This window comes from Dyella sp. 2RAB6 (genome assembly GCF_052115385.1).
GTDB lineage: Bacteria > Pseudomonadota > Gammaproteobacteria > Xanthomonadales > Rhodanobacteraceae > Dyella_D.
In genome coordinates this window covers 62,842-77,037 of record NZ_JBFRGP010000012.1, presented here as the reverse complement: position 1 = coordinate 77,037, position 14,196 = coordinate 62,842, and the positions used below count along the sequence as shown (strand labels likewise).

The 14,196-nt window shown below is 68.7% G+C and carries 14 protein-coding genes; 4 read left to right on the top strand and 10 right to left on the bottom strand.

The window, feature by feature from the left end:
* Nucleotides 1–159 precede the first annotated feature (159 nt).
* The 3 genes from AB4083_RS16480 to AB4083_RS16470 all read left to right on the top strand — a co-directional run bounded on the left by AB4083_RS16480 (nt 160) and on the right by AB4083_RS16470 (nt 4,101).
* On the top strand, nt 160–417 hold the full coding sequence (locus AB4083_RS16480) for an accessory factor UbiK family protein (protein ID WP_441609168.1): 258 nt from the start codon (nt 160–162) through the stop codon (nt 415–417).
* A 100-nt stretch (nt 418–517) separates the two neighbouring features.
* On the top strand, nt 518–2,020 hold the full coding sequence (locus AB4083_RS16475) for a YifB family Mg chelatase-like AAA ATPase (protein WP_441609167.1): 1,503 nt from the start codon (nt 518–520) through the stop codon (nt 2,018–2,020).
* A gap of 296 nt (nt 2,021–2,316) precedes the next feature.
* Nucleotides 2,317–4,101, top strand: coding sequence for a cation:proton antiporter (locus AB4083_RS16470; RefSeq protein WP_441609166.1), 1,785 nt, complete (start codon nt 2,317–2,319; stop codon nt 4,099–4,101).
* Between the two features lie 87 nt (nt 4,102–4,188).
* Here AB4083_RS16470 and aceA read toward each other — a convergent pair whose 3' ends face one another.
* Both aceA and aceB read right to left on the bottom strand, forming a co-directional pair.
* Nucleotides 4,189–5,490, bottom strand: coding sequence for an isocitrate lyase (gene aceA, locus AB4083_RS16465; protein ID WP_441609165.1), 1,302 nt, complete (start codon nt 5,488–5,490; stop codon nt 4,189–4,191).
* A gap of 41 nt (nt 5,491–5,531) precedes the next feature.
* Nucleotides 5,532–7,130 carry a malate synthase A gene (gene aceB / locus AB4083_RS16460; protein ID WP_441609164.1) on the bottom strand — a complete coding sequence of 533 codons (1,599 nt, stop codon included), beginning with the start codon at nt 7,128–7,130 and terminating at the stop codon, nt 5,532–5,534.
* 125 nt (nt 7,131–7,255) lie between these two features.
* Here aceB and AB4083_RS16455 point away from each other — a divergent pair, with 125 nt between their 5' ends.
* Entirely contained in the window at nt 7,256–8,296 is a 1,041-nt protein-coding gene (locus AB4083_RS16455) for a LysR family transcriptional regulator (protein ID WP_441609163.1), read from the top strand.
* A gap of 87 nt (nt 8,297–8,383) precedes the next feature.
* On the opposite strand, the gene AB4083_RS16450 is transcribed toward AB4083_RS16455, so the two are convergent.
* The 8 genes from AB4083_RS16450 to AB4083_RS16415 all read right to left on the bottom strand — a co-directional run bounded on the left by AB4083_RS16450 (nt 8,384) and on the right by AB4083_RS16415 (nt 13,891).
* Nucleotides 8,384–9,019, bottom strand: a complete 636-nt coding sequence (locus AB4083_RS16450) for a LysE family translocator (RefSeq protein WP_441609162.1) — start codon at nt 9,017–9,019, stop codon at nt 8,384–8,386.
* Nucleotides 9,020–9,024: 5 nt separating this feature from the next.
* Nucleotides 9,025–9,618, bottom strand: coding sequence for a 1-acyl-sn-glycerol-3-phosphate acyltransferase (locus AB4083_RS16445; RefSeq protein WP_441609161.1), 594 nt, complete (start codon nt 9,616–9,618; stop codon nt 9,025–9,027).
* The gene (arfB, locus tag AB4083_RS16440) at nt 9,615–10,037 is read right to left on the bottom strand and encodes an alternative ribosome rescue aminoacyl-tRNA hydrolase ArfB (protein ID WP_441609160.1); all 423 of its coding nucleotides are present in this window, start codon (nt 10,035–10,037) and stop codon (nt 9,615–9,617) included. Before arfB ends, AB4083_RS16445 begins: the two co-directional genes overlap by 4 nt.
* A 43-nt stretch (nt 10,038–10,080) precedes the next feature.
* Nucleotides 10,081–10,791, bottom strand: coding sequence for a pseudouridine synthase (locus AB4083_RS16435; protein WP_441609159.1), 711 nt, complete (start codon nt 10,789–10,791; stop codon nt 10,081–10,083).
* Nucleotides 10,792–10,813: 22 nt separating this feature from the next.
* Nucleotides 10,814–12,460: a ubiquinone biosynthesis regulatory protein kinase UbiB gene (gene ubiB / locus AB4083_RS16430; RefSeq protein ID WP_441609158.1), complete on the bottom strand. Its 1,647-nt coding sequence runs from the start codon at nt 12,458–12,460 to the stop codon at nt 10,814–10,816.
* Complete coding sequence (locus tag AB4083_RS16425) at nt 12,457–13,107, bottom strand: ubiquinone biosynthesis accessory factor UbiJ (RefSeq protein ID WP_441609157.1); 651 nt, start codon at nt 13,105–13,107, stop codon at nt 12,457–12,459. Before AB4083_RS16425 ends, ubiB begins: the two co-directional genes overlap by 4 nt.
* A gap of 50 nt (nt 13,108–13,157) precedes the next feature.
* Nucleotides 13,158–13,622 carry a tRNA (uridine(34)/cytosine(34)/5-carboxymethylaminomethyluridine(34)-2'-O)-methyltransferase TrmL gene (gene trmL, locus AB4083_RS16420; protein ID WP_441609156.1) on the bottom strand — a complete coding sequence of 155 codons (465 nt, stop codon included), beginning with the start codon at nt 13,620–13,622 and terminating at the stop codon, nt 13,158–13,160.
* A gap of 65 nt (nt 13,623–13,687) precedes the next feature.
* Nucleotides 13,688–13,891 (bottom strand): hypothetical protein, encoded by a 204-nt coding sequence (locus tag AB4083_RS16415; protein ID WP_441609155.1) that lies wholly within the window; start codon nt 13,889–13,891, stop codon nt 13,688–13,690.
* Nucleotides 13,892–14,196: the final 305 nt, after the last annotated feature.

Below are 14,196 nucleotides of genomic sequence, written 5' to 3'. Positions count from 1 at the left end.
GGCGCCCCGGGGAGCGGCATTTTGCCCGGCCGAGGGCGGATTTGTCGCCTGTGACGACGGTGTGTAGGAAAATCCCTACATGAAGCAGCGGAGCAGGCCGATGGCGAACCCACCCAGCGTTTACATAGACTTCTTTTCGACGAGTTCGAGGTGCTATCCATGATGGATAAGCAGGATATCGATCAGCTTGCCTTACGACTTGCCTCGTTGGTTCCGCCAGGATTGGCACAGGCGCATCAGGACCTCCGCGCCAACTTTTCCGATGTCCTTGCGCAAGGATTGCGCCGCCTCGACCTAGTCACCCGCGAGGAGTTCGACGTCCAGAGCCTCTTGCTCGCCCGTACGCGAGCCAGAGTGGAAGCCTTGGAGCGACGAGTGGCCGATCTGGAGGCGCTCGCCGCATCGCGCGGGGGCTAGTCCTTCTCCCTCCCGGGAGCCGTCCCCGGTCCGTCACCCTCACCCCGAGAACGACCGGGGGCGGTCATTTCTTTTCGCCCGCTCCGGAAACGCCGTCGCCATGAGTCTTGCAGTCACCCTCAGTCGAGCCCAGGAGGGGGTGGCCGCGCCGCAGGTGATGGTCGAGGTGCACCTTTCCGGCGGACTCCCCGGCACCAATATCGTCGGCCTGCCCGAGGCCGCCGTGCGCGAGGCGCGCGACCGGGTGCGCGTGGCGATCCAGAACACCGCTTTCGAATACCCCAACCGCCGGGTCACCGTGAACCTGGCGCCGGCCGAGCTGCCCAAGGACGGCGGCCGCTTCGACCTGGCGATCGCGCTGGGCATCCTCGCCGCCGGCAACCAGGTGCCGCGCGAACGGCTCGATAACTGCGAATTCCTCGGCGAACTGGCCCTGTCCGGCGCCTTGCGCGGCGTGTCCGGCGTGCTGCCGGCGCTGATGCGCGCCCGTGCGCGCGGCCGCAGGGTGGTGGTGCCGCGTGCCAATGCGGCCGAAGCGGCCTTGATCTCCGATGCGGACGTGCGCGTGGCCGATTCGCTGGCCGAGGTCTGCGGCTGGCTATGCGGTACCCAGGACCTGCCCGCGCCCGCCGCCGCGCCCGCCAACGACGACGTGGCCGGCGACGGCCCGGACCTGCGCGACGTCCGCGGCCAGCGCCATGCCCGTCGCGCGCTGGAAATCGCCGCCGCTGGCGGACATCACCTGTTGCTGGTCGGTCCGCCCGGCACCGGCAAGACCATGCTGGCCGAGCGCCTGCCCGGCATCCTGCCGCCCTTGAGCGAAACCGAGGCGCTGGAAACCTGCGCCGTGCTGTCGGTGGCGGGGCGGGCGGTCGAAGTCGGCGAATGGCGCCGCCGGCCGTTCCGGTCGCCGCACCACACGGCATCCGGCGTGGCCCTGGTCGGCGGCGGCTCGCAGCCGCGGCCGGGCGAGATTTCGCTGGCCCACCATGGCGTGCTGTTCCTGGACGAGTTGCCGGAATTCAGCCGGCACGTGTTGGAAGTGCTGCGCGAGCCGCTGGAATCGGGCTCGATCGTGGTGTCCCGCGCGGCGCGGCAATCCACCTTTCCGGCGCAGTTCCAGCTGGTCGCCGCGATGAATCCCTGTCCCTGCGGCTATGCCGGCGATCCGCGCGGACGCTGCCGCTGCACGCCGGACCAGATCCAGCGCTACCGCGGCAAGATCTCCGGCCCGCTGCTGGACCGCATCGACCTGTGCGTGGACGTGCCGCGCCAGCCGCTGAGCGAGCTGGGCGCCGCGCGCGGCGAACACGATGAGGATTCCGCCACCGTCCGCGCCCGCGTGATGAAGGCACGCCATCAGGCCCTGCAGCGCGCGGGGCGCAGCAATGCGGAGATCAACGCGCGCGAACTGGAACGCGACTGCGCCCTGGCCCCCGCCGAACGGACCTGGTTCGAGGGCGCGCTGGAGCGCCTGGGCCTGTCCGCCCGCGCCTATCACCGCACCCTGCGGGTGGCGCGCACCATCGCCGATCTCGATGGCGGGGCGGCCTCGCTGGCCCGCGTCCACCTCGCCGAGGCCTTGCAATACCGGCGTTTCTAGTCGGCAAATCAATGAGCTGGGTCGATCTGGCGAATTTGTGTACCGATCAGTATTGACTTGGCTCGGATTGGGATTAATATCTGCACCGACGAGTTCTCTTATGGACTCTGTCCCCCGCCACCCCGGTATCGGACCCCCCTCCCTCCCCCTCCGATACCGGGGTCTGGCCTTTCCCTCCGCAGCCCCCTTCTCGTTTCGTTTCGGATTGCTCCTATAGCGTCCACGCCCCGTGGCGCAGAGACTGCGCGGCCGGCCGGCGCAGCTACCCTGTCGCCGCACTCGACGAGGGAACGCAAATGAGCACGCTCCATATCAGCCTGATGCTCGCGGGCATGCTCAGCATCGGCTTCCTGGCGCAATGGCTGGCCTGGCGCGTGCGGCTTCCCGCGATCCTGTTCCTGCTGCTGGCCGGCATCCTGTCGGGCCCGGTCTTTGGCGTGCTGCATCCGGACCAGTTGCTGGGCGAGCTGCTGTTCCCGGTGGTATCGCTGGCGGTCGCGGTGATCCTGTTCGAAGGCAGCCTGACCCTGCGTTTCGACGAACTGCGCGGCATCGGCCACGCGGTGCGCGGCCTGGTCAGCTATGGCGCAGTGGTGGCGCTGGTGCTGCTGGCGGTGGCCGGCCATTACTTCGCCGGGCTGCGCTGGGAGCTGGCCTGGCTGTTCGGCGCGCTGACCTGCGTCACCGGCCCGACGGTGATCGCGCCGATGCTGCGCACCCTGCGCCCGAATGCGCGCATCGCCAACACGCTGCGCTGGGAAGGCATCGTGATCGATCCGCTGGGTGCGCTGTTCGCGGTGCTGATCTACGAAGCCATCGTGTCGCGCCACCAGGGCCACACCATCGGCGTGTTTCTCGCCACGGTGATCTGCGGCAGCGTGGCCGGCGCGCTGGCCGCGTGGACCATGGGTTTCCTGCTGCGTCGCCAGCTGATTCCCGACTACCTGCAGAACTTCGGCGTGCTCGCCGCGGTGCTGCTGGCGTTCTGCCTGTCCAATGCGATCGCGCACGAATCCGGCCTGCTCACCGTCACGGTGATGGGCATCGCGCTGGGCAATATGCGCGGCGTGCATATCGACGACATCCTCGATTTCAAGGAAAGCCTCACCACCTTGCTGGTTTCCACACTTTTCATCCTGCTGGCGGCGCGCCTGGAATGGCCGCTGCCGGATGGGATGCTGTGGGCGGGTATCGCGATCTTCGTCGCCGCGCAGCTGATCGTGCGGCCGCTCACCGTGGTCATCTCCAGCATCGGCAGCGCGCTGAACTGGCGCGAGCGCGCGTTGATCGCCTGGGTCGCGCCGCGCGGCATCGTCGCGGCCTCGGTGTCGGCGCTGTTCGCGTTGAAGCTGGAAGCGCTGGGCATGCACGACGCGCGGGCGCTGGTGCCGCTGGTATTCATCCTGATCATCGGCACGGTGGTGCTGCAGAGCGCCACCGCGCGTCCGCTGGCGCGCTGGCTGAAAGTGTCGGAGCCCGATCCGGACGGCGTGCTGATCGCCGGTTCGGACGAAGTCGCGCGCGCCATCGCCAAGGCCCTGGGCGATGCGGGTTTCCGCGTGGTGCTGGCGGACGACGCCTGGGAAGACGTGCGCATCGCGCGCATGGAAGGGCTGAGCACGTTCTTCGGCAATCCCGCGTCCAGCTATGCCGAGCGCAATCTCGACCTCACCGGCATCGGCACGCTGCTGGCGCTGTCTATCCAGCGCGAGCGCAATTCGCTGGTCTGCGTGCATTACCGGCAGGAGTTCGGCCGCGACCGGGTTTATCTGCTGCGCGTGCTGCCGCCGCAGGAATCGAACGGCCGCGCCATGCTGGCCGGCACCTTGATGGCGCCGCCGCTGTTCGCCGAGGACATGACCCACGCGCGCTTCGCGGAACGTCTTGCGCAGGGCTGGCGCATCAAGTCCACGCGCCTGTCGGCCACCTTCGACTGGCCGCATTTCATCGAGCAATACGGATCGGGAACGGTGCTGCTGTTCGGTGTCGACGAGAAGGGCGTGCTGCGTGTGGTGTCCGCGCATCGCGAACTGGAACCGCGCCCCGGCTGGCTGGTGATCGCGCTGGTGCCGGCCGACTAAGCCTCCCTGCATGGCGGGAGCCGGCGGGCGAACCCACCGGCTCCCGCGCCAGCTTCCTTGCCAGCGCCACGCCAAGCGATAGTTGGATCAGGCGGCCGAAGCGCGCCGCGCGTGGAACTGCGCTTCCTCGGTGGAACCCTTCAAGGCGGTGGTCGACGACTGCCCCTGCTGGATCGCCTGCGTCACCTGGTCGAAGTAACCGGTGCCGACCTCGCGCTGATGCTTCACCGCGGTGAAGCCGCGCTCGGCCGCGGCGAATTCGCGCTCCTGCAATTCCACGAAGGCGCTCATCTGGCGGCGTGCATAGCCGTGGGCCAGGTCGAACATGCCGTAGTTGAGGCTGTGGAAGCCGGCCAGGGTGATGAACTGGAACTTGTAGCCCATCGCGCCCAGCTCGCGCTGGAACCTGGCAATGGTCGCGTCGTCCAGGTTCTTCTTCCAGTTGAAGCTCGGCGAACAGTTATAGGCCAGCAGCTTGCCGGGGAACTGCGCGTGGATCGCCTCGGCGAACTTGCGCGCTTCCTCCAGGTTCGGCTTGCTGGTTTCGCACCACACCAGGTCGGCGTGGGGTGCGTAGGCCAGGCCGCGGCTGATCGCCTGGTCCAGGCCGGGGCGCACGCGGTAGAAGCCTTCGACGGTGCGTTCGCCGGTGACGAACGGGCGGTCGTTGTCGTCGATGTCGGAGGTGAGCAGGTCCGCCGCGTCCGCGTCGGTGCGCGCCACCAGCAAGGTAGGCACGCCCAGCACGTCGGCGGCCAGGCGCGCGGCGGTGAGCTTGTCGACCGCTTCGCGCGTCGGCACCAGCACCTTGCCGCCCATGTGGCCGCACTTCTTCACCGAGGCGAGCTGGTCTTCGAAATGCACGCCCGATGCGCCGGCTTCGATCATCGCCTTCATCAGTTCGAACGCATTGAGCACGCCGCCGAAGCCGGCTTCCGCGTCGGCCACGATCGGCACCATCCAGTCGATCTCGTCGTTGCCTTCGGCGTGATGCAGCTGGTCCGCGCGCAGCAAGGTGTTGTTGATGCGCTTGACCACCTGCGGCACCGAGTTGGCCGGGTACAGCGACTGGTCCGGATACATCTCGCCGGCGAGATTGGCGTCCGCTGCGACCTGCCAGCCGCTGAGATAGATCGCCTTGAGGCCGGCCTTCACCTGCTGCATGGCCTGGTTGCCGGTCAGCGCGCCGAGCGCGTTGACGAAGTCTTCCTGCTGCAGCGATTTCCACAGCCGCTCCGCGCCGTGGCGGGCGATCGAATGCTCCACCGGCACGGTGCCGCGCAGGCGCACCACGTCCGCGGCGGTGTAGTTGCGGCGCACGCCGTTCCAGCGCGGGTTGTTCTGCCAGTCGAGGGTGAGCTGGTCGGCGGTGGGCAGGATGTTCTTCATGACGTGACTCCTGTAACTAAAGGGCTTCGAGACGTTCGCGCTCAGGCGAGGCGGTCGTAGGCGGGCAGGGTGAGGAAGTCGCCAAGCTGCGTGGCATGGGTCAGCCTGGCGAGCAGGGCCGCGGCGTCGTCGGCGCGCGCGGCGCCGGGATGCGTGCTGGCGCGCAGGCGGTGCGTATGCGCGGCGAGCGCCTGGTCGAACAGGGCGAAATCGATCGGTGCGTGGTCGCTGAATTCGACGCCGCCGTGATGCAGCCACTGCCATAGCTGCGAGCGGGCGATCTCGGCGGTGGCGGCGTCTTCCATCAAGTGATGGATCGGCACGCAGCCCAGGCCTTCCAGCCAGGCAGCGGTGTAGCGCAGCGCCACTTCCACGTTGTTGTCGAAGCCGGCGCGGCTGATGGTGCCGGCGCAAGGTGCGATCAGTTGGTCGCGCGTAACCTGCACATCGGCGCGCGCCACGTTGAGCTGGTTCGGCGAGGGCATGTACTGGTCGAAAATCTCGCGCGCCACCGGCACCAGCGCCGGGTGCGCGACCCAGGTGCCGTCGTGGCCGGCCTGCACTTCGCGCAGCTTGTCCGCGCGCACCTTGGCCATGGCCGCTTCGTTCGCCGCCTCGTCGCCCTTGATCGGGATCTGCGCCGCCATGCCGCCCATGGCGAACGCGCCGCGGCGATGGCAGGTCTGGATCAGCAGCTCCGAATAGGCCTTCAAAAACGGCACCGTCATCAACACCTGGCCGCGCTCCGGCAGCAGGCGGTCGCGGTGGCCGCGCAAGGTCTTCAGGTAGGAAAAGATGTAGTCCCAGCGGCCGCAGTTCAGGCCCACGGCGCGCTCGCGCAGCGCATGCAGGATCTCGTGCATCTGGAACACCGCCGGCAGCGTCTCGATCAGCACGGTGGCCTTCATGCAGTTGGCCGGCAGATCGAGCGCGTCCTCGGCGGCGGCCATCACCTCATGCCACAGCGCGGCTTCTTCCATCGCTTCCAGCTTGGGCAGGTAGAAGTACGGGCCGCGGTCGCGCGCCTGCAGGCTGCGGGCGTTGTGGAAGGCGTACAGGCCGAAGTCGACCAGGGCGCCGGACATCGGCTCGCCGTCCACGCTGAGATGGCGCTCGGGCAGGTGCCAGCCGCGCGGGCGCACCACCAGCACCGCCGGGTCATGGCCGACGCGGTAGGTCTTTCCCTCGGGCGAGGTGTAGCCGATGGTGCCGTTCACGGCATCGCGCAGGTTGATCTGGCCGTCGAGCTGGTTGGCCAGCGTCGGCGCGCTGGAATCCTCGAAGTCGGCCATGAACACCTTCGCGCCGGAATTCAGCGCGTTGATGATCATCTTGCGCTCGACCGGGCCGGTGATCTCGACCCTGCGGTCCTGCAGGGCAGCGGGGATCTTGCCGACTGTCCACTGGCCCTCGCGGATGGCCAGGGTATCGGCGCGGAAATCGGGCAGCTGACCGGCGTCGTAGCGGGCCTGGCGGGCGCGGCGGGCGGCCAGCAGGTCCAGCCGGCGCCCGTTGAAGCGGCGGTGCAGGCCGGCCAGGAAGGCCAGGGCCGCGGGGGTCAGGATGTTTTCGTGGCCGGGGCCGGTCTTGCCCTCGATCCGGACGGACGGCTGGGGCAGGCGTTCTTGGGGGACGGCCATGGGGCTTCTCCATCGATGACGATGGGCTGACACTAGGTCGCGGAGCTTGTCTTTGACAAAGCGAATGTTTCAATCTTAGATATTGGCATTGCTAATGATCTATCTAACTCATTGAGTCAAAAGCCGTGACCAAGGCGTCCGATAAGCTGAACAAGCCTCGCAAGGGCCGAAAATCGACTCCGCGGCGTCGTGCCGACGATGTCGCGCCCGCCGAGGGCACGGCGCGCTTCTACTACAAGGGCAATCGCCAGAAGCAGCTGCGCGCCTTCGTCTACACGGTGAAGCTGGGCACCCTGACCCGTGCCGCCGAGGCGCTGTATCTGTCCCAGCCCAGCGTGAGCCTGCAGCTGCAGGCGCTGGAGCGGGAGCTGGGTACGCGGCTGCTCGAACGCAGCCGGCGCCGCATCAACCTCACCGACGCCGGCGAGGCGCTGTACGAGCTGGCGCGCCCGCTGGTGGAAGGCTGGGAAGCGCTGGACCGCGATTTCCAGGCCAAGGTGAAGGGGCTGCAGAGCGGCCGGCTGACCATCGCCGCCGGCACCTCCACCATCCAGTACCTGCTGCCGGACCTGGTGCGCCGCTACCGCGAGCAATACCCGGCCGTGCAATTGCAGCTGGCCAATGTCACCGGCAAGGACGGCATGGCCCTGCTGCGCGCGGACCAGGCGGATTTCGCGGTGGGCTCGATGCTGGACGTGCCCAACGACATCGCCTGGGCGCCGGTCTACCACTACGACCCGATGCTGATCACCCCGCCGGATCATCCGCTGGCAGCGAAGGAGAGCATCCGGCTCGAGGATCTATCGCCCTACGGCCTGATCCTGCCGCCGCAGCGGCTGTCGACCTACCGCATGGTCGACCTGGTGTTCCAGCAGCGGCAGGTGCCGTACCAGGTGGCGATCGAAGTGGGCGGCTGGGACGTGATCAAGGAATACGTCGCGATGGGCCTGGGGATCTCTATCGTCACCGGCATCTGCATCACCGAAGCGGACCGCGCGCGGCTGGCGGTGCGCAATCTGCGCCAGTACTTTCCGCAACGCGCTTACGGCGTGGTGATGCGCAAGGGCAAATTCCTCAGCGCGGAGGCGCGGGCGTTCATCGACCTGATCCGCCCGGGTCTACTGACCCATCGCGATTACGACGAATCGGGGCATTCCGAACGGTAGGTTGGGGTGAGCCGCAGGCGAACCCCAACGATGCGAGGCGCCCGATGTTGGGGTTCGCCTATGGCTCACCCCAACCTGCGCCGAGCCTCACTGCTGCCGCTGCATCGCCAGCCGGATGCCGAAACCCAGCAGCACCGTGCCGCAGGCGCGATCCATCCACTGCCCCAGATGCGGGCGGGCATCGAGCAGCCGATGCACCTGGCCACCCAGCATCGCCAGCACCATCGACCACACCATGCCGACGCCGATGACGCTCAACCCGAGCAGCGCCAGCCCCCATTGCGGGTGCGGCGCCTGCATCGACACGAACTGCGGCAGGAAGGCGAGGAAGAACAGCGCCACTTTCGGGTTCAGCACATTGGTGAGCATGCCCTGGCGGAACGCCGCGGCCAGGCCGCGGCCGCGCGTCACCGTCGGCTGGCGCGCACTCTGCTTCGCCAGCAGCATGCGCAGGCCCACCCACACCAGATAGGCGGCGCCCAGATACTTCAGCGCCGCGAACGCCAGCGCCGAGGTCATCAGGATCGCCGAGATGCCCAGCACCGCCGCCAGCGTGTGCACCAGGCAGCCGGTATTGATGCCCAGCACCGCCGCCACGCCCACCGTGCGTCCTTCGCGGCCGCTGCGGGCGAGGATGTAGAAGGTGTCCAGGCCCGGCGTCAGCGCCAGCGCGATGCAGGCCAGGACGAAGGCGCCGAAATGCTGGATGCCGAGCGCTTCCATCGGAATCACTCCGTGTTGCGGTGCTTGCCGCGATAGGGACGGAACAGCGCGCGGATCTTCAGCATGTCCGCATCGTGATCGCCGGTGGCATGCACCACCGGCCCCAGCGTGAAGGTCTTGGTCGGGTAGTCGATGAAAAGGGTCTGGATCGGCACGTTGGCCTCGTGCGCGATGCGCAGGAAGCCGGACTTCCACTCCTTGACCTGCTTGCGCGTGCCCTCGGGCGTGATGCCCAGCCACATGCGCTCGTTCTGCTGGAAGCGCTCCACCATCTGGCCCACCACGTTGAGCGCGGCCTTGCGGTTGATCGCGATCATGCCGATCGGGCGCAGGATGATGCCGAGCGGGCCGTCCAGCACCTCGCGCTTGATCATGACGTTGATCTCGGCGCCCACGCCGATCTTCATCAGCAGGCCCCACAGGCCGTCCCAGTACGACGAGTGCGGCGCGCCGATCAGGATCAGCTTGGGCACGTCCGGCAGCTCGCCCAGCAGGCGCCACCCGCACAGCCGCAGCACGCCGCGCGAGAGCCACGGCCAGAAGCGGCTCTTGAGCTGGGGCGCCGCGGGCGGAGCCGGCGGGACGACGGGGCGGCTCATTCGGAACTCCAGTTGCGCGAGCGCGTCTGCTTGATCTTCCCGCGCTGCTGCTTGCCGACCAGGCGGCGCTCCTTGGAGGCGCGCGAGGGCTTGGTGGCGACGCGCGGCTTGGGCGGCACCAGCACCGCGCGGATGATCTCGACCAGACGCTCGCGCGCGTCGTCGCGGTTGCGCGCCTGGTCGCGGAAGCGGCGGGCCTGGATCACCAGCACGCCGTCCTCGGTGAGGCGGCGGTCGCGGCGCGCCAGCAGGCGCTCGCGCAGCGGCTCGGGCAGGGTCGGCGAGCGCGCGACATCGAAGCGCAGTTCCACCGCGCTTTCGGTGCGATTGACATGCTGCCCGCCGGGGCCGTCGGCGCGCAGAAAGCGCTCGGTCAGCTCGGTCTCGGGCAGCGCTAGGGATCGGCTGACGGTAAGCATGCCGCGCAGTGTAGCGGGGCCGGGGCGGGCCGCCCATCCGGAGTCAGGCGATCTCGGGCAAGGCCCAGCCGAAGCGCGCGAGCACGCTGGCGAAGGCCGCATCCAGCGGCGCCTCCAGCCGCATCGGCGCACCGCTGAGCGGGTGCGCGAAACTCACCCGCCACGCATGCAGCAGCATGCGATGGCAGCTGAAGTACTGCTTGTACAGCCGGTTGTGATCGCTGCGGCCGTGCTGGCAATCGCCGATCACCGGATGGTGCAGATGCGCCAGGTGCTTGCGGATCTGGCGGAAGCGGCCGGTCTCCGGCTCCGCCAGCACCATGCCGTAGCGCTGCTGTGGGTAGCGGCCCAGCGCGATCGGCACTTCGACCGTGGCCAGGCGGCGATAGCGCGTGCGCGCATCGCGGCGCGGGCCGCTGTCGCGCGCGCCGGGCAGCGGATAGTCGATCAGCGCTTCTTCCGGCTCGGGCCAGCCGCGCACCACCGCGAGGTATTGCTTGTGCACGTCGCGGCCCATGAACTGCTCGCCCAGCGCCGCGGCGACCTCGGCCGAGCGTGCCACCAGCAGCACGCCGCTGGTCGCGCGGTCCAGCCGGTGCGCCAGGTTCACGGTGCCGCCGACCTGCTCGCGCAGCAGGTCGATCAGGAATTCGTCGGCAGGGCCGACCAGCTTGGAGCGATGCACGGCCAGGCCCGCGGGCTTGTTCACCGCGATCAGGGCATCGTCCTGGTAGATCAGATCGAGAACGGTCATGCGTGCTGCGCGGCTGCCTGCTTCAACGCCTCGGCCAGCCGGCGACAAAGGAGCACAGCCCGGCCACGGCGGCGAGGATCGGCAACCACACGCCATGCTGCGGCGCCTGCGTCCACAACAGCGTGGCGCTCAGCAGCAGCGCACCGCCGAGCAGGCCGCTGGCGATCGCGCGCTGCTGCCGGCGCGAGGCTTCCTGGCGCTGCGCCAGTTCCAGCGGATCGGCCAGCCCGCGCTGTTCGCCGCGCGCCACCTGGCGCAGCGCTTCGCGGATCAGCTCCGGAAACTGCGGCGCCGCATGGAACCATTCCGGCAAGCGCTTGCGCACTTCGCGCAGCGTGCGGCGCGGGCTGTAGCGCTCGCGCAGGATGCGCTTGAGCACCGGATGCGCCACCGCCCAGATATCGATGTCCGGATCGAGCATGCGGCCGACGCCCTCGATATTCAGCAGCGTCTTCTGCAGCAGGATCAGCTGCGGCTGCAGGGTCAGCTCGAAGCGGCGCGCGGTCTGGAACAGCTTCACCACCAGCTCGGCCAGCGAGATCTGCGACAGCGGGCGGGTGAAATACGGCTCGCACACCGTGCGCACGGCCGCTTCCAGTTCGTCCATGCGCACGGTGTTCGGCATCCAGCCGGCGTCGACGTGCAGCTGCGCGATGCGCGCGTAGTCGCGCTCGAACAGCGCGATGAAATTCTGCGCCAGCCAGTACTGGTCCGCCTCCGGCAGCGAACCCATGATGCCGAAGTCCAGCGCGATGAAGCGCGGCTCGGTCGAGCGCGCCACGTCGACCCAGATGTTCCCCGGGTGCGCGTCGGCGTGGAAGAAATTGTCGCGGAACACCTGTTCGTAGAACACGCGCACGCCCTTGGCGGCGAGCGTCTTGCGGTCCACGCCGGCGGCGTCGATGGCCGCGATGTCGTCACAGCTCACGCCGTTGACGCGCTCCAGGGTCAGCACGCGCTCGGCGGTGAGGTCCCAGTGCACCTCGGGCACGTACAGGTCCACGCCGCTTTCGAAATTGCGCCGCAGCAGGCTGGCGCTGGCGCCTTCGCGCTGCAGGTCCAGCTCGTTCTCCAGCATCTTCTCGACTTCGGCTACTACGTCGAGCGGGCGGATCTTGTCGGCGTTCGGATGCCAGCGCTGGGCCAGTTCGCCCAGCGAATGCAGCAGGGCGACGTCGCGCGCGATGCGCTGGTCGATGCCGGGGCGCAGCACCTTCACCACCACCTCGCGCCCGTCCTGCAGCACGGCCGCATGCACCTGGGCGATCGAGGCCGAGGCCAGCGGCGTTTCGTCGAAGTGCGCGAACAGCTGCGTCACCGGTGCCTTCAGTTCGCGCTCCACGATCGCGCGCGCTTCGGCACCGGGGAAGGGCGGCACCTGGTCCTGCAGCAGGGCCAGTTCATTGGCGATATCGCCGGGCACCAGGTCGCGCCGGGTCGACAGCACCTGGCCGGCCTTGACGAAGATCGGGCCCAGCTCGGTCAGTGCCAGGCGCAGGCGCGCGCCGCGCGGCAGGTTCGCCACACCGGGACGCGGCCTGGCGAGCAACGGGCGCAGCAGTTTCAGCGGGCGGAACAGATGCGCGGCATCGACCAGCTCGTCGAGCCGGTAGGCCAGCAGCACCGAGGCGACGCGCAGCACGCGCGGCACGACTTTCAGCGGCGTCACGCGGCGTTTCCTTTGAGCTTCTGTTCCAGTCGCGCCAGCCGCGATTCCAGGCGTTCGCTGCGTTCGCGCAAGCTGTCCACGCCGTCGAGGAAGCTTTCCACTTCGCCCGGCGCGGCGGCCACGCGCACTTCGTCGCGCAGCCAGTCGGCGCTGTCTTCGGCCAGATGGCTGCCGCTTTCGCGCGCATGCGCCAGCGCTTCGCGCACGGCCTTGGCCAGCGGCACGCCGAGCACGTCGCCGAAGGTGCGGGTGAAGGCTTCTTCGAAATCCGGGGCGAACTTCGCCGCCAGTTTTCCCAGGCGGCGCGCCAGTTCCGCGTCGCCGGCGATATCCACCTTGCCCGGCGCCACGCCTTCGTCGTCGCGCCGCAGCGCCATCGCCAGCAGGCTGCCCGGCGTGGCGCGCACGCGCAGGTGGCTGTCCTCGTGGCCGGGGCCGACCTTGAGGCGGCCTTCGTGCACGCTGATCGCCAAGGTCAGCGCGGGGCCTTCCAGCTGCAGTTGCACGCTGCGCCCGTCCAGCGCGGACAGGCGCTGCACGGTGTCGGGATCGAGCGAGAGCACGTGGTTCAACGCGGTCTCGAGCGCGCGGCCGGCGATCACGCGCAGCGGGCGCGGCAGCAAGGGGCGGGGAGCGGGTGCGGTCATGGGCCGGCATTGTAGCGGCAGGGCGCGCGGACTCGCCCTGCGGCAACAAGTCAGGATGCGCCGTCGAAGCCCAGCTGGCGCCACGCCTCGTACACGGCCACGGCGACGGTGTTGGAGAGATTCAAGCTGCGGCTGTGTGGACGCATCGGCAGGCGCAGGCGGCAGTCCTCGGGAATCGCGTCGAGCACCGCGCCGGGCAGGCCGGCGGTTTCGCAGCCGAACAGTAAGGCATCGCCGGGCGCATAGCGTGCATCGACGTGGGCGACGCGGCCGCGGGTGGAGAAGGCGAACACGCGTGGATGCGCCAGGGCGGCGAGGCAGCTGTCGAGATCGTCGTGTACGGCCAGGTTGGCGTACTCGTGGTAGTCCAGGCCGGCGCGGCGCAGGCGCGCGTCGTCGAGCTCGAAACCCAGCGGCCGGATCAGGTGCAGCGAGGCGCCCGTGTTGGCGCAGAGGCGGATGACGTTGCCGGTGTTCGGCGGGATCTCGGGATGGAACAGGATGACATGCAGCATCCGGCCATTATCGATGAACGCTCATCTGTGCGGGGCGCGCGCTGGAACAGCGCCCCGTCCGGCGTTCAACCGCCCAGGCGGGGGCACACCACGCCGTCGGCCGGCAGCAGGCACTGCGCGTGGACGGCGGGGCTGAGCTGGCCGGCGCTGCCGCTGGCAGCCAGGCGGATGGCATCGGGAGAGGCGTTGACCATCGCCATCAGGATCAGCCCGCACACCAGCAGGCAGCCGGCGAACAGACCGCGCAACATCAGGGCTTCGAATTTCATGGGGTGTCTCCGACAGGGCATGGGGTCCTACAGGTATGGGGTCCTACGCCCTTAAGGTGGCAAGCGCCGTGCCAAGCCGTGCCACGTCACAAGGTCTTGATTTGGCGGCACTTAGGATGCGCGGCCGGCTCCCTTCCGCTGTCCGCGGACACTGCGCGCACGCCAGCGGACACTGTCCGGACGCTTGTCGTACCCGATCGGCCGGCTTTGCCGGTCAATCGGCCGAAGGTCATTTGCGGTTCCCCCCACGCATGACTAGCCTCGGAGGTTCTGTGAAACAGGAGGTTCATCCATGCGCAAGCCCC